Source organism: Rhizobacter sp. Root404, assembly GCF_001425865.1.
Taxonomy (GTDB): Bacteria; Pseudomonadota; Gammaproteobacteria; order Burkholderiales; family Burkholderiaceae_C; genus LMDS01.
Genome location: NZ_LMDS01000001.1, coordinates 421,985 through 440,961, shown reverse-complemented (window position 1 = coordinate 440,961; position 18,977 = coordinate 421,985). Strand labels below are relative to the sequence as shown.

Genomic DNA, 18,977 nt, shown 5'->3' with positions numbered 1-18,977 from the left:
CATCGGATCTTCGACATGATTCTCGTCACAGGCGGCGCCGGCTTCATCGGCGCCAATTTCGTGCTGGACTGGCTCGCGGGCAGCGATGAGCCGGTGCTCAACCTCGACGCCCTCACCTATGCCGGCAACCTGGAGAGCCTGGCGTCGCTGACGGGCGACGCGCGCCACGTGTTCGTCAAGGGCGACATCGGCGACCGCGCCCTGCTCGACCGCCTGTTCGCCGAGCACCGGCCGCGCGCGGTGGTGCACTTCGCGGCGGAGAGCCATGTCGACCGCAGCATCCACGGGCCGGCGGCGTTCATCAAGACCAATGTCGAAGGCACGTTCACGCTGCTCGAGGCGACGCGCTCGTTCTGGTCGGCACTCGATGCGCCGGCGAAGGCGGCGTTCCGCTTCCACCACGTCTCGACCGACGAGGTGTACGGCTCGCTGTCGAAGACCGACGCGCCGTTCACCGAGACCGACACCTACGAGCCGAACAGCCCCTACTCCGCCAGCAAGGCCGCGAGCGACCACCTCGTGCGGGCGTGGCACCACACCTACGGGTTGCCCGTCGTCACGACCAACTGCTCGAACAACTACGGGCCCTATCACTTCCCCGAGAAGCTGATCCCGCTGATGATCGTCAACGCCCTCGCCGGCAAGCCGCTGCCGGTCTACGGCGACGGCCAGCAGGTGCGCGACTGGCTCTACGTGAAGGACCACGCCAGCGCGATCCGCGCAGTGCTGGCCGGCGGCAGGCCGGGCGAGGTCTACAACATCGGCGGCTGGAACGAGAAGCCGAACATCGAGATCGTCCACACCGTTTGCGCCCTGCTTGACGAAATGCGGCCCGACCCGGCCGGCAGCTACAGCCGGCTGATCACCTACGTCACGGATCGTCCCGGCCACGACCGGCGCTACGCGATCGATGCGCGCAAGGTCGAACGCGAACTGGGCTGGCGACCGGCCGAGACCTTCGACACCGGCATCCGCAAGACCGTGCGCTGGTACCTGGACAACGCCGGCTGGGTCGAGCACGTGCAGAGCGGCGCGTACCGCGAGTGGGTCGACACGAACTACAGCGCGCGGGCCGCCTGATGAAGATCCTGCTGCTCGGCAAGAACGGCCAGGTCGGCTGGGAGTTGCAGCGCGCACTGGCGCCGCTGGGCGAGGTGGTCGCACTCGACTTCGACACCCCCGGGCCGTTGCGCGCCGACTTCTCGCAGCCCGAATCGCTCGCCGCGACCGTGCGCGCCGTGGCGCCGCAGATCATCGTGAACGCCGCGGCGCACACCGCGGTCGACAAGGCCGAGAGCGAGCCCGCGCTGGCGCGCGCCCTGAACGCCACCTCGCCGGCGGTGATCGCCCGCGAGGCGGCCGCGCTGGGCGCCTGGCTGCTGCACTACAGCACCGACTACGTGTTCGACGGCAGCGGCAGCACGCCCTGGGTTGAGGACTCGCCGACCGGCCCGTTGAGCGTCTATGGTGCCACCAAGCTGGAGGGCGAGGACGCGATCCGCGCGAGCGGTTGCCGCCACGTGATCCTGCGCACCAGCTGGGTCTACGCGGCGCGCGGCGGCAACTTCGCCAAGACGATGCTGAAGCTCGCCCGCGAGCGGGACCGCCTCACGGTCATCGACGACCAGATCGGCTCSCCCMCCGGCGCGGACCTCCTTGCCGACATCAGCGCCCATGTGCTGCGCGCAGCGGCGCAGCGCCCCGAGGTCGCCGGCACGTACCACGCCGTCGCCTCCGGCGAGACGAGCTGGTTCGACTACGCCCGCCACGTGATCGAGTTCGCGCGCGCCCACGGGCAGGACCTGCGGGTCGCGCCGGGCGCGATCGAGCCGGTGCCGACCAGCGCCTTCGTCACCGCCGCCCGTCGGCCCGGCAACTCGCGGATGAACACCGTGAAGCTTCGCGAGACGTTCGGCCTGCACCTGCCGGCGTGGCAGAGCGGCGTCGAGCGCATGCTGACCGAGGTGCTCGGCTGAGCGCCCCTTCCACTTCAACTGACTGCGCCATGACCCCTCCCAATCGCAAAGGCATCATCCTGGCCGGCGGCTCCGGCACCCGGCTGCACCCGGCGACGCTGGCGATGAGCAAGCAGCTGCTGCCGGTCTACGACAAGCCGATGGTCTATTACCCACTGGCCACGCTGATGCTGGCCGGCATCCGCGACATCCTGCTGATCAGCACGCCGCAGGACACCCCGCGCTTCGAGGCGCTGCTCGGCGATGGCGGCCGCTGGGGCCTGAACATCAGCTACTGCGTCCAGCCCAGCCCGGACGGCCTGGCACAGGCCTTCATCCTCGGCCGCGAGTTCATCGCCGGCCAGCCGAGCGCGCTGGTGCTGGGCGACAACATCTTCTACGGCCACGACCTGCAGCGCCAGCTCGAGGTCGCGGCCGCGCGCACGAGCGGCGCGTCGGTGTTCGCCTACCACGTCACCGATCCCGAGCGCTACGGCGTGGTCGCGTTCGATGCGCAACGCCGTGCCCTCAGCATCGAGGAGAAGCCCAAGGCGCCGAAGTCCAACTACGCCGTCACCGGGCTCTATTTCTATGACGAGCAGGTCTGCGACATCGCCGCGCAGATCAAGCCGTCGCCCCGCGGCGAACTCGAGATCACCGACCTGAACGCGGTCTACCTTCGACAGGGCCAGCTCAGTGTCGAGATCATGGGACGCGGCTATGCGTGGCTGGACACGGGCACCCACGACAGCCTGCTGGAGGCCGGCCAGTTCATCGCGACGCTCGAGAAGCGGCAAGGTCTCAAGGTGGCGTGCCCCGAGGAGATCGCCTACCGCTCCGGCTGGATCGACGCCGCGCAACTCGAAGCGCTGGCGCAGCCGATGCTGAAGAACGGGTATGGCCAGTACCTGAAGCGGCTGCTGGTCGATCGCGTCTACTGATCGGGGCACACGCCCGCGCGGGATGCGCGGCGTGTTGCGAGCTGTGTCGACTCGTAACCCAGGTATCGACCTCCCCGGCGGTGCGCCAGCGGCGGTCGCGAATGTAAGAAGCCGCTACAGCCCCGGGCGCCGCTCCGCCTGAAACGCGACGCGCCGGGTCCGAATCCGCACGCGATCCGGATCGGCACGTCCCCTGCACTGAGTCAGCCGTTCCTGAATCTGGCGCCGGCTCCCCGGCCACCGACGGCCATGTCCCTCCTGTCGCTCACGCATGACCCGCTTTGGTCGGGGCTGCGCTTACGGGATGTTACTGACGAAACATTTCACGGCCTCAATACCGTTCAAGGCGCACGCCCGCCCTTCCGATACAGACATCACCAGCCGAATTGCATGCCAGTCGGGTGGTTCTTTCCCGCGAACCGCGCGTCCCGCGCCATACCGATTCCGTCGGTCCTCTCGCAGCCCTTCACCACAACGCACGTGCGCGCCGCGCGCGCGAGGTGGTGATCTCACGACGAGCAGAGACCGACATGAACCAGCACCGCAGCCCCACCCGCCCCTCCGTTGCAGCGCCGACCGCGCTGTGTGTCCTCTTTGCCGCCGTGCTGTCCGCCTGCGGCGGCGGCGATGGCGCCGCGTCGCTCGGTGTCGATTCGCTGACGGCCGACGGCTCGATGTCCCAACTCCAGGCCGCGGGCGGGAACGGCCGCGGGCGCAACAAGGACACGACGACGACCACGACGACCACGTCGCCTGCACCGGCACCGGCGCCCGCTCCGGCCCCGGCACCCGCGCCCGCCCCGATCACCGAACCCGCGCCGGCTCCCGCTCCCGCTCCCGCTCCCGCGCCTGCGCCTGCGCCCGCCCCGGCCCCGGCGACCTCCTCGTTCATGCCGTACATCGACACGAGCAAGCTGGCCGCCCCCTCCAATGGCGTCGGCACGTTCAATGTGGCAGCGACCACCGAGGTCGCACCCGCTGGCGAGGGCGCGTTCCGTACCACCTGCACGGTGTCGAAGATGAGCTTCGACGATCCGATCGTGTTTCCCGGCCAGGCTGGCAAGTCCCACCTGCACACGTTTTTCGGCAACACGGGTGTCAATGCCGACTCCACGCCAGAATCGCTTCGCACGAGCGGCAATTCCACCTGCCGTGGCGGCATCGCCAACCGTTCAGCCTACTGGGTGCCGACCATGATCGACACCAAGGACGGCACTCCGATCGTCCCCGACAGCATCGGCGTCTACTACAAGATGAGCTTGATGGGCGCTGCGGCGACCAACCCGATCCCCACCGGACTGCGGATGATCGCCGGTGACCCGAACGCATCTGCCCCTCACCCCGACGTGTTCAGCATGCGCTTCAAGTGCATCGGCGGCCCGAACAACTCGAACGACCAGTACGGTTCGGTGATCCCGAACTGCGACGTCGGCGCGACGATGTGGAGCGAGATCTTCTTCCCGACCTGCTGGGACGGCGTCAATCTCGATTCGCCTGACCACAAGAGCCACATGAGCTACGGGGTTCTCGTTCCGGATCCGACGAGCACCCAAGGCTGGTTCATGCGCGTCTGCCCGGCGACTCATCCGGTTCCGATCCCTTCGATCACGTTCAACGTCGCTTACGTCGTGAAAGAACTGAACGCGCCGAAGCGCTGGCGGCTGTCGTCCGACAACTACGACCCCAGCCTGCCGGGTGGCTATTCGTCGCATGCCGACTGGTTCAACGGTTGGGACGCTACGATCAGCAACACCTGGGCCAAGAACTGCATCCAGAATCTGAAGGACTGCCACAGCCACCTGCTGGGTGACGGGCGGATGATGTTCTGACACGCCCGATTGACGAACCGCAACGGATGCGTTCGATGGCTACCTGCCGGTGCCCTCGGACGCACACCTCATGAAAGTCCTGCTTTCTCTACTGCTCTGCGTCGCGGCCAATGCGTTCGCACTGACGCCGGTACCGACCGACCGGGAGGCCCAGCGCGCGCATGCGCAAGGGTCGTGCGGACGCCTCGGGCCGGGCACCGGCCTCAAGGATGGCAAGGGCTGGATCGTCTCGATGTTGCCGGGCAAGCATGAGTTCCGGGTTCGCGGCGGCGGCAAAGTCTTCCTGACCGTGGCGAGGCAGTCGGTGCTCGATTTCGACGTCGGACGACCCTACTACATCGTCGTGGAAGGCGCCGCGCCGGACGCACAACTGGAGTGGAAGATCCCGGGCAGCGACTGGGGCCCGGTATCGAAGTATTTTCTTTATCCTCCTCAGAGATAGCGCGTTCGATCGGACGGACGGAATCGCTTGACCACCTTGAAGACGTCTTCCGAAGCGATGTGAGGCGTGCGAGCAAGGAAGTCGCTCATGGCCGCCAGTTCGGTCGACCGGTCGTAAGAGGTGGCCTGGCCCCGCACGCTGTGGTCCACCGCGATTTCGTCGACGATGCCCAACGTCAGACCCGCGCGTTCGAGTGCCACGGGCCAGACCAGATCCATGCCCCACATCTCGCTCTCGGCGTGAAACGGGATCAACAGGCGCGCGGCATCCCGGCTGAAAGACACGAGCGGCCCGCATTCCACGAAACGCGTCTGGCGTGCGGCGAGCCAGGGCCGACGCAGCGCGAAGGAATGGTCGAAATAGCTGTGCCATGCGCGCGCCGGTTGTGCCAGGGCAAAGCCGAATGCTCGTTGCCGCAGGAGGAACGCGCTCAGGAAGCCCGGTTGCACGTGGATGTCGTCATCGACGACCAGCACGTAATCGAAGCGGTCGACATCAAGACCGGCGATCAGGCTGTTGATCAGTGCGAACTTGGGGGTGGGTTGCTGGACGGTGAGCACGGTCACGCGCTGCACCACCGGATCGTCGGTTGCTGAACCCATCGCAGCCCAGCGTTGTTCGACATCCAAACGGTGCCCAGCTGCGAACTCCCGAACCAGGTGAGCGGCCGTGTTGGGTCGATCCGCCAGGTAAACACCGAGCACCAGGACGCGCAGTCGAGAGATGTCGGGACCCTGGTCGACCATCGGCAAGATCGAGCGCATGAACGCCCAGCGCGCCATCCGTTTGGACCAGTCCGAACGGAATACGCCCCGTACCAGTTTCCACAGCAACTTCATCGCGAACTTTTTTCAGGAGGGTCACTTGACCAGTCGGTAGTAGCCCATGCGACGCGCCAACGCCTTCAAGCGTTGGGTCGATTCGTACGCCTGTCGCGTCAACTCTTCAAACGGCATCGGAGACCGGACCTCGCGGATCTCCGTCGCCGGGGGAAGGTCGCCGGCCTTCAGCGCCTCGGGCACCCACCACTTGGCGACGCCACCGCCGTGGAAGCACTTCATGCGGTCGAAGTGCTCGACCCGCAGCACCGAGCGACCGGACGCGCCGAGTCGCAGCGCGAGCCGCTTCCACTGGGAATTGCGCCAGCAATGCCAGTGCTCGGGGTCGAGGTAGCCCCCACCCTCGCGCATCGCCAGCGCCGCCCAGACGATGGCCTCGATGTGCATCGCACGCGGCAGCGTCTTTCCGCCGAGCTTCTCGATCAGCCAGTCGAGCCAGTCGAGGTCGAAGCTGTTGCGCGCCTGCGCGACGCCGATGTCGACGTGGTGCGCCAATTTGATGCCCTGGTCGTACGCGCGGATGACGACTTCGTGAGGCAACAGACAACTCGGCGGCTGGTGCATCAACAACAAGCCAGTGGCAGGCGTCGGCTCGAAACGGAAGCGGTTTGGAAAGTAGAGGTCCGGGTCGAGGATCACCATCTCGGCGCCCGGCGCAGCGAACAGCAGCGGGTCGGTGATCTTGCGCCAGCACGGATGCCCGAATCGGAACGCGGCGATGTTCGGGTGACGCGTCAACGCCGAACTCGCCAGATCGTCCGCTTCCTGTTGCGCACACACGCGCCAAGTGTGACGCGCGGGCACGTCGAGTCTTTGCATCGCGCCGACCAGGGCGGTCTTGTCGCCGTCGCCGTCGGTGATGAGCGTCAGGTCGATGTCATCGGCGCTGTGCGCAACCAGGCTTTCCATGGCCTTGTCGGCATAGGGAAGCGACCGCGCGCTGAGAACGCAGTAGACCGATCGTCGAACGCCGGGTGATGGCTGGTAAGGGGTCATGCTGATGGAGTTTCCTGTTCTTGTTGACTGTCAGCCTCGGGTCGCGTGGCGGGTGGCGGCGTCGCGGTACACCGCCATCATCCGGTCGACCTTCAGCTCCCAGTCGAATTGCTGCTTGATTTTGACCAGACCTGCGCGGCCCATGCGAAGCCGCAGAGGAGCCGATGCTGCCATGGCCGCCATCGCGGCGGCGAAACGATCGACCATGTCGGCGCGCGAGCCCGGTGCGACCAGCACACCGCAACTCGGATCCAGGTAGTCGAGCGGCCCGCCCCACGCGGTGGCGATCACGGGCTTGCCCATGGACATCGCCTCGAGCACGACCGCGCCGCCGCATTCCAGCAGGCTCGGCAGCACGAGGCAATCGGCCTGTCGAAGGCGCTGAGCGCACACGGCCTGCGGCATCCAGCCCGCGAAATGAACACGCCCTTCGGCCGTATCGTCGGTGCCGGCGATCTGCAACTCGGCGGCGAGCCCTTCGAGGCTCGATCGTTCGGCCCCATCGCCCAGGATCCACAGGCGCATCGGCGCTCGCGTGCGCGCCTGGGCGAACGCCCGAAGCAGCAAATCCACCGCCTTCCAGTCGACCAACCGCCCCATGAACGCGAAGGTCACGACCTCGGATGCCGGCAGGTCCGAAATCTCCAGGTCGGCCGCATTCCAGAGCCTCAGGTCCACGCCGTTCTCGACCAGCTCGACGACATGCGTGCACACGCCGGCGGGCAGCGCCTGCCGGGTGCGCAGGTTGGCCACCAGCAGGGTTGCGGCGCGGCGCTTGCCCGGCATCAGCCGATTCAGCAGGCTGGCCGCGCGGCGTCCCAAGCCGAGCAGCGTCCGCTCGGCGGGGCCGCGGTTGCGCCGGAATGCCGGCGGGTAATCCATGCCGCCGTTCATCGGGCCGATGACGACGGGCGCACCGAGGTCGTACAGCATCGACGGCTCGCGCGGCGAAACGGGCATCGGTTGGTGCACCACGGTGATGCCGTGCTCGCGCACCAGGCGCCGTGCCCGCCGACGTTGGGCCAGCTGCGTGGACAGTCGCGACAGGAAACCGGTCGTGAAATACGAGATCTGGTCCGGCAGGCGTCGCCCGATCTGCCACATCGCGCGGTGCCATGCGGTGTCTTCGATGTAATGGATCCGCTGTTCGTCGGGAAACAGCGCGACCATCTCCTCCCGCGTGCGCGCGTGGGTCAGCAGCCACACTGGGACGCCGCGGCTGCGCAGCACGCGGAAGTAGTGAAGCGGCAGCGCCGCCTCGCCGCCGAACCTGGCGGACGCGTGCTCCGCGGCAATCAGCACGCGCGGTTCATCGCCCGTCATGGCGCGGCGTCCTGCGTGCCCAGCGCGATCGCCGCGGGTTCGACGATGCGAGCCGGAATGCCGACCGCCGTTCGCTCCGTCGGAACGTCGCGCAGCACGACGGCGTTGGCGCCGACTTGCGCGTGCGCCCCGAGCGTCACGCCGCCGAGCACCTTCGCGCCGGCGCCGATATCCACATGGCCGACCAGTATGGGGGCGCCCGTGAGCGGCCCGCCGGTCCCCAGCGTGACTTGTTGCATCAGCAGGCAGTTCGGACCGATCCGCGCATCGGGATGCACGACGATGCCATTGGGATGCGGCATCAGCAGCCCGCCGTCTATGCGGCAGACCAACGGAACGTCCGCGCCGGTGACAACGCTCCAGAAACGGTGGCGCAGCACCGCAAGCCAGCGCCGCAGCACGTGATCAGGTCGGGCCGAATGACGCACCCGCTGGTAGGTGCGCAGGCTGGCCAGCAATGAGCGCGACGGATCCCAGGCCCAGAATGCCTTGGCCTCGCGCGACCAATCGGGCGCGTGCGGTGACGGCGGACTGCGCGCCGGCGCGGCCGCGGTCGCGGCAGTCCCGAGGCCGGAACTGGAGTTCAAACCGTTCATGGAATCAATCGGCTCCCAACAACACGCGCGCGGCCAGACGACGACGCAACGACGCCCGCACCGCTCCACTGCTGGCGGTCACCGCGAACCCGCCGCGTTGATCCCACCAACCCCGCGCGCACAGCAGCAGCGCAGTGCACTCGTTGCCCAGATCCGTCACGCCGGCAAGATCGACGCCCAGACCGCGCTCGACATTCGTGGCGAGCTTCGCAAGCGCGCTTCTGAGCGTCTCCAGGTGCGCGCCATCGCGCCAATCGCCCTGCAGACGCAGCACGTCGCGGCGCGGTTCGCACAGCACGTCCAGACTCCCCACAGCTTGCGCATCCCGGCGGCGCGTGCGGATCGCATCGGGCAGAACGCAGGTCAGCAGCACGCTCAGCACAGCCCGTCCGTCGCGTGCATAGCGTCGCCACAGCGCCGGCTCCTCCTTGATGCGCCACAACCACTCGAGACCGGCGGCCTGCACCCAGCGCGGTGCTCGTTGGACGGTGCCGGCGGCAAAGTTCACCACCGCGCCCAGATGCGACAGCACCGGGGCCGCGAGTCGCGGCGCATTGTGCTCGATCCACGCCTGCCCTTTTGCCGCACCGAGCGCGACGACGACGAAGTGGGCGCCACTGCGGTTGATGCGGTCGATCTGCGCGTCGCTGCTCATCGCCTCGATCGATCCGAAGCCTGCCGCGTCGAAACCCACGCAGCGCACGCCTCCCGCACGCTGATTGATCCGCTCGCAGGCCTGCGCTGCGGCGCCCGGCGGGCCACCGAACAGAAAGACGTCCACCGGCGGCCCCGCGTGCGCTGCGAGCGCCTCGAAGACATCGGCGCCCGAGACGCGTTCGCGAATCGGACGTCCCAATGCGCGCGCGATCCACACCAGCGGCATGCCATCGACCAGACTGAGATCGCTGTGCAACACCGAGTCGCGAAATGCCGCATCGTGCTGAGCCGCCATCGCGAAATTCAGGTTCGGCGTCGAGACGAAACAGCGTTGTCCGCCGAACGCGGCGTCACGGATGCGTTGCACGGCCTGAGCGATATCGACTGCGTCGAACGGCAGACCGAGAATGCACACCAGCGTGCGGCCGAAATTGGCGCGGCGCGGCGGCACCGCGTGCTCGACGTGAGAGTCAGGATGAGCGGTCATCGCGCTTGGTGCGTACCCATTCGATCTGGCGCTTGGTGAACAGGCGAACATAGACCGGGATTTTCGCAGCGACGTACCCGGGGAGCCCAAGGAGTTCGCGCAGCGAGACGCTCTGCCGTCCATCGCTCGACCAGGCCAGCAGCACGCCCGCGACCAGCACCAGCAAGGCGAATACCGCCAGCGCGAAAGCGCGCGCGTCGCCCGCGAACCACCACCACAACCCGTCGACGAACGCAAACCCCACGAGCCCCAGCACGAGTGCCGCGAGGGGCGGCACCATCAGGTCCAGTGCCATCGCCGCCAGCATGCCGTCGCGGCGCTTCAGGGCTTGCGAGAGCAAGCGCGGGCCCACGCTGGCGATGACCGATAAGTGACCATGCTCCCAACGCGTGCGCTGCGCGCGCGCGCCTTCCGAGTCGCTCGGGAACACGCTGCTGACCAGCGCCTGTGCGCAGAACAAGGGCGGTGAACCGGCGGCTGCGAGGTCCAGCCCGAGCTGCATGTCCTCGACGAGGTGGCCGGTGGCCAGCGGCGCCGCCTGGATCAGCGGCCAGGGGAACGCCATGCCCGTGCCCATCAACTGGCACGGCCAGCCGAAGACCGAGCTGCCCAACGGGCGCAGGCGGTTCTTGATCCGCCACGCGAACTCGGCGATGCGCAGCCGCAACGGCGCACCCGGAGGCGCATGCATCAGGTACAGCGCCTGCACCGGACGACCGGTGCATGCAGATCGGTTAGCCAGGCGCTCCAGTGCACGCGGCGCGACGATGCAGTCCGCGTCCACGATGATCACGACACCGGGGGGCGCCTGCTCGAGCCAGCGCACGCCGTGGTCGAGGGCATAGCCTTTGCCTCGACGTTGCAAGTCGGTGCGCACGGTGACTTCGGCACCGGCCGCCCGAGCGATCTCTGCGGTCTCGTCACTGCAGTTGTCGGCCACGACCAGCAGGCGATCCGCATCGCCCAGTTGCTCGCGAACGGCCTGGATCGCGGCGCCGATACCGGCAGCTTCGTCGTGCGCGGGCATCACCACCGCATAGGGCACGCGGCTCGGGTTTTCGACCGCGGGCGAAGATGCATGACGCTCGCGCTTCCACCCGGCGGCCACGACTTGCGCGCACAGGAGACCGGCGGGCCACGCGGCAACGCACGTCAGCAACAGCAGCACCAAGCCAACGAACTCGCGCGCGCTCACGCCGCGACCCTCGAAGCGCCAAAGAGCGCCGCCAGCTTCTCCGCTTCGCGATCGACATCGTGCCGGACCAGCACACGCGCATGCGCGGCGTCGCCCATCTGCTCGAGCGCCTCCGGCGCTGCACCGAGGCAGGCGACCATCGCATCGGCGAGCGCGTCGACGTCGCCTGCCGGGACCAGCCATCCATTCGTACCGTCCTGCACCAGTTCCGGGATGCCGGCAACGTAGGTGGTGATGACGGGCCGGCGCAATGCCATCGCTTCCATGATGACCACCGGCAGCCCCTCCGCGAAGCTCGGCAGCACGAGCGCGCGCGACGCGAGAATCTCGTCTCGGACCTGCGCGCTCCCGATCCAGCCGGTGATGCGGACATGGGGCTGCAGCCCCAATCGCTCGATCAGCGTCTCGATGTCTGCGCGCATCTCGCCGTCGCCGGCCAGCACCAGTTCGCAGGGCGTGCCGCGCGAGATCACCCGATGTAGCGCTTCCACAAGCAGCAGTTGCCCCTTCTGCTCGCAAAGCCGGCCTACGCAGACCAGGCGCGCAGACTTGCCGCCGGAGCGCGCCACCGCCTGGTGAAACGCCGGCTCGAGACCGCAGTGGACGACCTTCACGCGCTCCCAGTGCGTCAAGGGCAGCCAACGAAACAACTGGCTGCGGCCGAACGAACTGATCGCCACGACGAACGCCGCGTCCTTCCCTTTCTGGCCGAGGCCGAGTGCGAGCGGACGATCGAACTCCTCCGGCCCGTGCACGGTGAAGCTGTAGGGCGCACCGCCAAGCGCACGTGCCAACATCGCCACCTCGGCCGGGTTGGTGCCGAAGTGGGCATGCAGGTGAGCAACGCGTTCCTGTGCCGACCACGCGACCAGCACCGCCGCCTCGACCAGGTAAGCGAGGTGATGAAACAGCGTGCGATCGGAATTTCGCCACATCGACCATGCCAGGCTTACTGCGCCGGCAAACAACCTCGGCCGCGTGAGCGCGAGGCGAAGCGCCATCCACAGGGGCGGCAGCCAGCCTCCCTGCAACAGGTACCTGGTTCGGGCGCGTTCAGCGACATCGGCCGGATCGGCCAACGCATCGTCCCAGCCGCGCACGGCGAAGCGCACGACTTCAAGCCCTTGGCGCTCGAGCGCCTGGATCTCGCGACGAATGAAGCTGTGACTGACCTTCGGATATTGGTTGATCAGGTACGCGACGCGCAGCCCGGAGGGCGGTGAGGAACTCATCATTTGTATTCGATCAGCACCGCGCGCCGCTGGCGAAGATGCATCCACCACGACTGAAAGAGTCCCTGCGCCTCCGGGAACTTGCCGAGCACCAGGAACAGGGCACGTGGCCAACGCGCGGGGCCTAGTCCCGAAAGTCCCAGACCGAGCCGTGCCACCTGCAACGGATAGACGAGGAATCCCAGCAATGCTGGCGGGCCCCACGCGATGGCCGCGGCGATCGTCGCGACGGGCATCAACGCCCCCCACACCCACGCGCTGCGCGCCTCGCGCATCCAATGGCGTTCGGGCGGCGCACCATGCAGGCGGGCCCCTTCGCCAAATGCGAAGCCCGCGCGCTTCGAACGTCGCCACCACTGGACGAATCGGGTCATCGCCGCGTCGTGGCGCGTCATCTCCGCGTCGAGCCGCCAGATCCGCCACCCTCTCGCGCGCAGCCGGACACACAATTCAGGCTCCTCGCCGGCGATCAACTCGTCGCGGTAACCGCCGACCTGCTGCAGCGCATCGGCGCGCATCAGGACATCGCCGCCGCAGGCCTTGGTTTCGCCGACCGGCGTGTTCCATTCGATGTCGCACAGCCTGTTGTAGACGGAATGCTCGGGAAACAGCTCCCGTCGCCGACCACAGACCGCGGCCACCTCGGGATTGGCTTGCAGGAATGCGCTGGCGCGAGCAATCCACGCCTTGTCCACCTCGCAGTCGCCGTCGACGAATTGCACGTGCTCGACATTCGGGAGCAGCGCACGCAACCGAATGCAGCCAGCGTTGCGGGCGCGCGCGGCCGTAAAGGGCTGCTTCATATCGAGCGCCACCACGTCGGCACCCATGGCCCGCGCGAGGTCGGGTGATCCATCGGTCGAGCCGGAATCGACATAGACCAGCGCAGTCGCGTCGGGCAGCGTGGAAGCAAGGCAGCGGCGCAAGCGTTCGCCCTCGTTTCGACCGATGACGATCACGCCGACAATGCTCTGCGCGAAGGCCGTCATGCCGCATCACCTCCGCCAGCCGCAGCCGGCGTACGGCGGGTTCGAGGCTTGACGACCGCCGGGACCCCGACGGCCAGGCAGTCGTCAGGGACATCGCAGAGAACGACCGCATTCGCGCCGATCACGACGTTGTTGCCGATGCGGATCGGCCCCAGCACCTTCGCGCCGGCGCCGATGTCCACGTTGTCGCCGAAGACCGGCGCCGTGGGCTCGTCCACTCGCCCCAAGCCCACCACGACGCCGTTGCGAATCCGGCAATTGGCGCCGAAGCGGGCATACCCGCTGATCACGATGCCGCCGAAATGATCGATCACGAAACCGGGCCCGATGACCGCCTCACACGGCAACTCGATGCCGGTCAGGATTTGCACGAACTTGAACAGCACCTTGTAGATCAACGACAGCGGCTTGCGAAGCCACGCCGGCCGAACGCCGTAGCGCCAGCGCCCGAAGCGGTACACGACCAGCGCCCAGAAGCCCTGTGCGCCGAAATCGCCACCCTGCGCGCGGAGATCTTGCTTGATGTTCGCGAACACGGTCGAGGCCCTTCAGCGGGTCGGGCGGTGCGCCCAGCCGGTGCGACGCAGCAGCGACCACATCGTGGTGGTATGGAGCCAGAATGCCTGCACGCCGTGCAACGGGCGACGCCGCAGCAACCATTTGGCCGCGAGCAGTGCGTCCGCGAGCGTCCCCAGGATCACGTTGAGCCACAGGCCCCGGCGACCATGGTGCTTGCGGTAGTAGAGCAGGCCGCTCTCGATCTGCAGCGCCGAGATCTGCCGCCCCCCCGACGTGAGCTCGCCCTCCGACTTGGCACTCTCCCCGCCGATGTGAACGACGGTCGTTTCCGGACAGTAGGTGACTTGCCAGCCGGCAGCCTTCACGGCGCGGCAGTGGTCGACCTCTTCGTAATAGAGAAAGTAGCGCGGGTCGAACAGCCCGACCTGATTGACGACCTTGCGGCGCACAAGGTAATAGCAACCGGGCACCCAGTCACAGGGACGCGGCGACGCGTGGTCCCAGTCCATGTCATCGATCATCCGCGTGCGCGGGAACAGGCGATCGAGGCCGGCACGCCCGACGAACTCATTCCAGGGCGTCGGAAAGTACCGGCAAGACGGTTGCAGCAAGCCATCCCGACCGACCAAGCGCACCCCGAGCAGCCCGCACTCGGGGTGGGCGTCGAGATAGGCCACCGTGCTGGTCACACCACCCGGCGCGACGAACGCATCGGTGTTCAGCAGCAGGAGATGGCGACCCTGCGCCAACGCCACGGCTTGATTGTTGGCGCGCCCGAAGCCGACGTTGTCGGTATTGAAGAGCAATTCGCAATCTGCAAAGTCGCGCCGCAGCAAGTCTTGGGAACCGTCGCGTGAACCGTTGTCGACGATGATGATCTGCAGCCGCAGCCCGACGGCGCCCGCGCGCAGCGCGTCGACGCACGGCTGCAGCAGCGCTTGCGTGTTGTAGTTGACGATGATCGCCGAAACGTCGAAATCGTCCATCATCAGAGCGCAGCGGCTGCGGCGCGTCCACGGGGCTTGGTGGCGATGACGACCAGGTCTTCTCCGACCTGCGCGCCTCGCCGTGTCAGCACGGTCTCGCCCACCTGCAGGAACCAGATGGCGCACTGATCGATGCTGCGTTGCATGAGGCCCTGGGCGGTTTTCGCGCTGGCATTCAGGGTATAGCTTGCGCCCTGTGCCGAGGAAAAAACGTCGGCGCCCGCGATGGACTGCCGTTCGAACAGTGCCTGCATCGACGTCGGATTGAACAGGTACAAATGACGCGGTTGCTCGAGTCCGCGCCAACGCGGTCCGAAATGCCGGTGACCCAGGCTGTCGGCATTCGGGGTCAGCAGCACCAGGCGGCCGCCCGGCTTCAAGATGCGCCAGCACTCCGCGAGAAAGACCGCGGGCTCGCGAACGTGTTCGATCACGTGGCGCGCGGTGATCGCGTCGAACCGCTCGTCCTCGTAACGAATCTGGCTGATGTCGCCGAGATCCACTTCGATGCCGTGGGTCTCGCGCGCATGGCGGGCAGCGTCGGGATCGAATTCGGTGCCCTGGCAACGCCAGCCGAGACGCCGCATGTGGGCGGCGAAGTCCCCGCTTCCACAACCGACGTCAAGCAGCGCGCCCGGCGCGGTATCGTGCAGGTAGGTGTTGGCGTGTCGATCGCGTTCGGGTTGCAGGCGCAGCAGCCTGGTGAACAGACGATCGAGCCGAGAGAAGGTCCGGGTCAGCCCTACCGACGCGGGACTGCCGTTGGACGATGGCGCCGCGACCGTGTAGTAGTTCTTGTACGCAAGTACCAGGTCTTCGGCGATCACCATCGGATCCTGCCAGAGGAGCCGGCAGCTTGAGTTGTCGCACTGCCGAAGGCTCCATTGCCCTGGAACGCCGAAGTAATGGTCAGGCACGCCTGCATGCACTTCGCGACCGGTGCCACCGCACAGGGCACAGCTCGGTTGGGGACTTCTGCGCAATTCGGGAAAGGGCGGCGGGGACGTGGTCATTCTCAGGTGGGACGCAGCAGATTGATGCACAAGCCGACACCGTACCCGACGGGCAACGCGACGAGCACCAACAGTTCGCGCTTGAAGTCATTGAGCTTCAAGCTCGCATTGAAGTAGTAGGTCATCAGGCCGTTGACGATCTGATGCAACGAAAACGCCCAGATCGCGCCGGCCACGCCGCCGAGCCGGAAGCCGACGAACAAGGCGGCGAACACGGCGAATGAACGGGCAAAGTTCAGGAACGCGACGTACTTCGGCTCACCGAGCGCGACATAGAGTTGCTGGCTCGCGCCGTAGCGCACCCACACGAGCGAAAGCGCCAGAATCTGCAGCATCCAACCGGCATCGCCGTAGCGGTGGTCGTACAAGATTCCGATCACCAGCTTGCCGCTGGCGGCGAGCATTCCCGCGACGAACAACAATGCCAGGTCGGTCGGGACGCGAAGCCGGTAGAACACTTCGCGCAATCGGGGCCGATCGTTGCGAGCGGTTTCGCTCAGGGCCGGCATGACCACGGTCGCATAGAGCTTCTGGAACACGCCCTGAACCGCGCCGACGATCGTGCTCGCGATGGCGAACTGGCCCAGCACGCTCGCTTGCACCAGACCGCCGAGCACCAGCCGATCGGCGTAAAGCGCAAAGACGCCGACGAACGAGGAGAAGAACACCCACTTGCCGAAGGCGACGATCTCGCCCAGCGCTTTCGGGTCCCAACCAAACCGATTGCGCTCGCCGGGCAGGATCAAATGGCTCAACGTCGTTCCGCACACCCCACCGGCCAACTGCCCGGCGATCAGCGACCAGATCGAGCCTGTCCACAGGCCGAGCACCACCATCGCGACCAGAGAGACGATCTGCGAGGTGAGATCGATCCTGATCAAGTGCCGTTGATTGAAATGTCGCTCGGCGATCGCCGTGTTGGTGGACGCGAAACTGGCGATCACGATGGAAAACGACGACACGGCCAACACCCAGGGCAGGACCGGGTTGCCGTAAACGGTGTCGGGGCTGAGCAGGCCCTCGCGCCCGCCGAAGTAGATGGCAATCGCGACGACCAGCGCGAGACCCCAGACAATGAATCCGCGGACGATCTGCACCGTCCAGGCTGTATTGAGGAAGGTGGGGTCCTCGCCGCGCCGGCTTTGAACGATGTTCTGCGTGATGCCGAGGTCGGTCAGGAGCGCCGTGATCACATTGACCATCACGGCGATCGACATCAGCCCAAACATCTCCGGCGCCAGCAGCCGGGTCATGATGAGCGTACTGACGATCCGCAAGGTCTGGCTGATTGCAAACCCGCCGGCCGTCCAGCCGCCTGCCCTCAGGACACGCTGCTTCAGGGAGCCGGTGGGAACGGACATGCGCGTGTGCGCAGCGTCGACGGAGCCCTGGCTCACAGCGAGCGCGTCGCGAAACGCGACAGGCCGACCTGAACTGCAGGGGATTGGCGACGCACCGCGTCGGCATATCCGAGGCTCAGGCCGACAATGCACCAGTACATGAGCGGAACGAACCCGACCGGACTGAGCGTGGCTATGGCCACCATGATCGCCGCCAGCGCAGACAGCAGCACACGTCCCTGCTGAAACGGCTCCGCTTCTCGATCGGGCTGGACGCGCAGTGCTGCGATGATCGAGAACCCCGCCTTGGCGAACACGCCAACGAATAGGGCCAACCCGACATAGCCGCTTTGCAAGGCCACCATCAGATAGGTGTTGACGATGTCGATAAGGTTGCCGTTACGCAGCTCCTGCAAGGGTGCGGCAAACATGAACGTCGGGGAGCCGAGGAGCGGATTCTGCGAGATGACAAGAAGCGACAGCTCGAACAGCCGCTGGCGATAGTCGACATTGGAGCTGTCCACATGACCGATGAACGGGAGATAGTCGATCAAAGACGAACCCCACGGCGAAATCATCACCGCCACCGCCACGGCGATACCCGCGCCAGCGAGCTTGAGCAGACGCGTGCCAGGCCGCGGGCCCGACGCGGCGAACACGATCACGCCGACCAAAGCCCCGACCCATGGACCGCGGGACACCGACGCGATCAGCCCGATCAGCAACCCGATCATTCCGAACGTCCAGACACGGGATTGGGGCACGATGCGTCGAAGCGCCAGATGCACGAGCATGGCGATCATCATCACGTACCCGAGCGAGATCGAGTGGCCTGTCGTCACGACCGCACGCAAGGTCTGACCGCGGCCCAAATAGCTGCCGCCATTCCAATTCATGCCTAACGCGTCTGGAAGGGAACTGTAGAGCAGCCAGTGCTTGCTGAATTCGAAGGCTGCGATCGGTGCCATCAGCAAGGCTGCGACGACGAGCGACAGCAAAGCCTCGCGCCTCGCCGCCGTCGTTCGCACGGACCGGCTCGCCACGTAGAAGGGAAGGAGCACGTCGAGAAAAGCGTACAAGCCGTAGCGCATGGTGTTCGTCGTGGTATCGACCTGCCACTGCTGGTACAACTGCAGCATCACATATCCCAGCAGCAGCCAGTCGGCCAGCATCTTGCCGATGCGTGGCGCGTCCGCGCTGCGTCGGCTGAGCGCCCATGGCAGCAGCACCAGCAGAGACAGAAGGCGCGGGAAACTCAGCTCGAACAGTTGGTTTACGATGCCCAGACCGCTCAGGGCAGAGCCGAATGGTGGGACGGCGAACAGCACGAACAGGTACAGCGCGAAAGGCTGGCGCTCGCGCTGGCGGGCATACAGGAGCACCGGAATCAGCACCAAGGTGAAGACCCAGAAGTTGTGCGCCAGGAACGCGGCGCCCGTGACAACCAGCCATACGTTGCGCCGCCGAGCGAAATCTTCGGCGGCCATTCCCAACGCGATCACGGGCTTGCGGACCGTCACGAACGTAAGACCGCTCAGGAACAGAATCACGACGAACGCGCGCAGATACTCAGGCACGGTCACCCTTTCGTCCCGTCGCGAAGCGCGCGTTCGTATCCAGGTTTGTCGAACTCAGCAT

At 66.6% G+C, this 18,977-nt stretch carries 18 protein-coding genes; 5 read left to right on the top strand and 13 right to left on the bottom strand.

Annotated features, from left to right (window positions below; translation table 11 throughout):
* Positions 1-15 precede the first annotated feature (15 nt).
* The 5 genes from rfbB (at position 16) to ASC76_RS02155 (ending at position 5,167) form a co-directional block, all read left to right on the top strand.
* Positions 16-1,080, top strand: a complete 1,065-nt coding sequence (rfbB, locus tag ASC76_RS02180) for a dTDP-glucose 4,6-dehydratase (RefSeq protein WP_056461716.1) — start codon at positions 16-18, stop codon at positions 1,078-1,080.
* Positions 1,080-1,976 (top strand): dTDP-4-dehydrorhamnose reductase, encoded by an 897-nt coding sequence (rfbD, locus tag ASC76_RS02175; protein ID WP_056461713.1) that lies wholly within the window; start codon positions 1,080-1,082, stop codon positions 1,974-1,976. Before rfbB ends, rfbD begins: the two co-directional genes overlap by 1 nt.
* A gap of 29 nt (positions 1,977-2,005) precedes the next feature.
* Positions 2,006-2,896 (top strand): glucose-1-phosphate thymidylyltransferase RfbA, encoded by an 891-nt coding sequence (gene rfbA, locus ASC76_RS02170; RefSeq protein ID WP_056461710.1) that lies wholly within the window; start codon positions 2,006-2,008, stop codon positions 2,894-2,896.
* 530 nt (positions 2,897-3,426) lie between these two features.
* Positions 3,427-4,725 carry a DUF1996 domain-containing protein gene (locus tag ASC76_RS02160; RefSeq protein WP_157615219.1) on the top strand — a complete coding sequence of 433 codons (1,299 nt, stop codon included), beginning with the start codon at positions 3,427-3,429 and terminating at the stop codon, positions 4,723-4,725.
* Positions 4,726-4,795: 70 nt separating this feature from the next.
* A complete protein-coding gene (locus ASC76_RS02155; protein ID WP_056461701.1) occupies positions 4,796-5,167 on the top strand; it encodes a hypothetical protein in 372 nt (123 codons plus the stop codon).
* Here the strand turns inward: ASC76_RS02155 and ASC76_RS02150 are convergent.
* From ASC76_RS02150 to ASC76_RS02090, 13 genes are all read right to left on the bottom strand, one after another.
* On the bottom strand, positions 5,158-6,006 hold the full coding sequence (locus tag ASC76_RS02150) for a hypothetical protein (RefSeq protein WP_157615217.1): 849 nt from the start codon (positions 6,004-6,006) through the stop codon (positions 5,158-5,160). The two genes, ASC76_RS02155 and ASC76_RS02150, sit on opposite strands and share 10 nt — an antisense overlap.
* 21 nt (positions 6,007-6,027) lie before the next feature.
* Complete coding sequence (locus tag ASC76_RS02145; RefSeq protein WP_200947089.1) at positions 6,028-6,915, bottom strand: hypothetical protein; 888 nt, start codon at positions 6,913-6,915, stop codon at positions 6,028-6,030.
* 117 nt (positions 6,916-7,032) lie between these two features.
* Positions 7,033-8,325, bottom strand: a complete 1,293-nt coding sequence (locus ASC76_RS02140; RefSeq protein WP_056461693.1) for a glycosyltransferase family 4 protein — start codon at positions 8,323-8,325, stop codon at positions 7,033-7,035.
* On the bottom strand, positions 8,322-8,921 hold the full coding sequence (locus ASC76_RS02135) for a serine O-acetyltransferase (protein WP_157615215.1): 600 nt from the start codon (positions 8,919-8,921) through the stop codon (positions 8,322-8,324). The genes ASC76_RS02140 and ASC76_RS02135 overlap by 4 nt, the downstream gene beginning before the upstream one ends.
* 4 nt (positions 8,922-8,925) lie before the next feature.
* Positions 8,926-10,065, bottom strand: coding sequence for a WecB/TagA/CpsF family glycosyltransferase (locus tag ASC76_RS02130; RefSeq protein WP_056461690.1), 1,140 nt, complete (start codon positions 10,063-10,065; stop codon positions 8,926-8,928).
* Positions 10,049-11,260 carry a glycosyltransferase family 2 protein gene (locus tag ASC76_RS02125; RefSeq protein ID WP_056461687.1) on the bottom strand — a complete coding sequence of 404 codons (1,212 nt, stop codon included), beginning with the start codon at positions 11,258-11,260 and terminating at the stop codon, positions 10,049-10,051. The genes ASC76_RS02130 and ASC76_RS02125 overlap by 17 nt, the downstream gene beginning before the upstream one ends.
* A complete protein-coding gene (locus tag ASC76_RS02120; RefSeq protein WP_200947088.1) occupies positions 11,257-12,492 on the bottom strand; it encodes a glycosyltransferase family 4 protein in 1,236 nt (411 codons plus the stop codon). Before ASC76_RS02120 ends, ASC76_RS02125 begins: the two co-directional genes overlap by 4 nt.
* The gene (locus tag ASC76_RS02115) at positions 12,492-13,481 is read right to left on the bottom strand and encodes a glycosyltransferase family 2 protein (protein ID WP_056461684.1); all 990 of its coding nucleotides are present in this window, start codon (positions 13,479-13,481) and stop codon (positions 12,492-12,494) included. The genes ASC76_RS02120 and ASC76_RS02115 overlap by 1 nt, the downstream gene beginning before the upstream one ends.
* Positions 13,478-14,017: a serine O-acetyltransferase gene (locus ASC76_RS02110; protein WP_056461682.1), complete on the bottom strand. Its 540-nt coding sequence runs from the start codon at positions 14,015-14,017 to the stop codon at positions 13,478-13,480. The genes ASC76_RS02115 and ASC76_RS02110 overlap by 4 nt, the downstream gene beginning before the upstream one ends.
* A 12-nt stretch (positions 14,018-14,029) precedes the next feature.
* Positions 14,030-14,989 (bottom strand): glycosyltransferase family 2 protein, encoded by a 960-nt coding sequence (locus ASC76_RS02105; RefSeq protein ID WP_200947087.1) that lies wholly within the window; start codon positions 14,987-14,989, stop codon positions 14,030-14,032.
* Complete coding sequence (locus tag ASC76_RS02100; protein WP_162247050.1) at positions 14,989-15,903, bottom strand: bifunctional 2-polyprenyl-6-hydroxyphenol methylase/3-demethylubiquinol 3-O-methyltransferase UbiG; 915 nt, start codon at positions 15,901-15,903, stop codon at positions 14,989-14,991. The genes ASC76_RS02105 and ASC76_RS02100 overlap by 1 nt, the downstream gene beginning before the upstream one ends.
* A gap of 98 nt (positions 15,904-16,001) precedes the next feature.
* The gene (locus ASC76_RS02095) at positions 16,002-17,360 is read right to left on the bottom strand and encodes an oligosaccharide flippase family protein (RefSeq protein WP_157615213.1); all 1,359 of its coding nucleotides are present in this window, start codon (positions 17,358-17,360) and stop codon (positions 16,002-16,004) included.
* Positions 17,361-17,392: 32 nt separating this feature from the next.
* On the bottom strand, positions 17,393-18,916 hold the full coding sequence (locus tag ASC76_RS02090; RefSeq protein WP_157615211.1) for an O-antigen ligase: 1,524 nt from the start codon (positions 18,914-18,916) through the stop codon (positions 17,393-17,395).
* Between the last annotated feature and the right edge of the window lie 61 nt (positions 18,917-18,977).

Excerpts from the sequence above, each read along its gene's own strand:
- rfbB (WP_056461716.1), top strand. The coding sequence starts at position 16 with ATGATTCTCGTCACAGGCGGCGCCGGCTTCATCGGCGCCAATTTCGTG.
- rfbA (WP_056461710.1), top strand. The coding sequence starts at position 2,006 with ATGACCCCTCCCAATCGCAAAGGCATCATCCTGGCCGGCGGCTCCGGC.
- ASC76_RS02160 (WP_157615219.1), top strand. The coding sequence starts at position 3,427 with ATGAACCAGCACCGCAGCCCCACCCGCCCCTCCGTTGCAGCGCCGACC.
- ASC76_RS02155 (WP_056461701.1), top strand. The coding sequence starts at position 4,796 with ATGAAAGTCCTGCTTTCTCTACTGCTCTGCGTCGCGGCCAATGCGTTC.
- ASC76_RS02150 (WP_157615217.1), bottom strand. The coding sequence starts at position 6,006 with ATGAAGTTGCTGTGGAAACTGGTACGGGGCGTATTCCGTTCGGACTGG.
- ASC76_RS02145 (WP_200947089.1), bottom strand. The coding sequence starts at position 6,915 with ATGGAAAGCCTGGTTGCGCACAGCGCCGATGACATCGACCTGACGCTC.
- ASC76_RS02140 (WP_056461693.1), bottom strand. The coding sequence starts at position 8,325 with ATGACGGGCGATGAACCGCGCGTGCTGATTGCCGCGGAGCACGCGTCC.
- ASC76_RS02135 (WP_157615215.1), bottom strand. The coding sequence starts at position 8,921 with ATGAACGGTTTGAACTCCAGTTCCGGCCTCGGGACTGCCGCGACCGCG.
- ASC76_RS02130 (WP_056461690.1), bottom strand. The coding sequence starts at position 10,065 with ATGACCGCTCATCCTGACTCTCACGTCGAGCACGCGGTGCCGCCGCGC.
- ASC76_RS02120 (WP_200947088.1), bottom strand. The coding sequence starts at position 12,492 with ATGAGTTCCTCACCGCCCTCCGGGCTGCGCGTCGCGTACCTGATCAAC.
- ASC76_RS02115 (WP_056461684.1), bottom strand. The coding sequence starts at position 13,481 with ATGACGGCCTTCGCGCAGAGCATTGTCGGCGTGATCGTCATCGGTCGA.
- ASC76_RS02105 (WP_200947087.1), bottom strand. The coding sequence starts at position 14,989 with ATGATGGACGATTTCGACGTTTCGGCGATCATCGTCAACTACAACACG.
- ASC76_RS02095 (WP_157615213.1), bottom strand. The coding sequence starts at position 17,360 with ATGTCCGTTCCCACCGGCTCCCTGAAGCAGCGTGTCCTGAGGGCAGGC.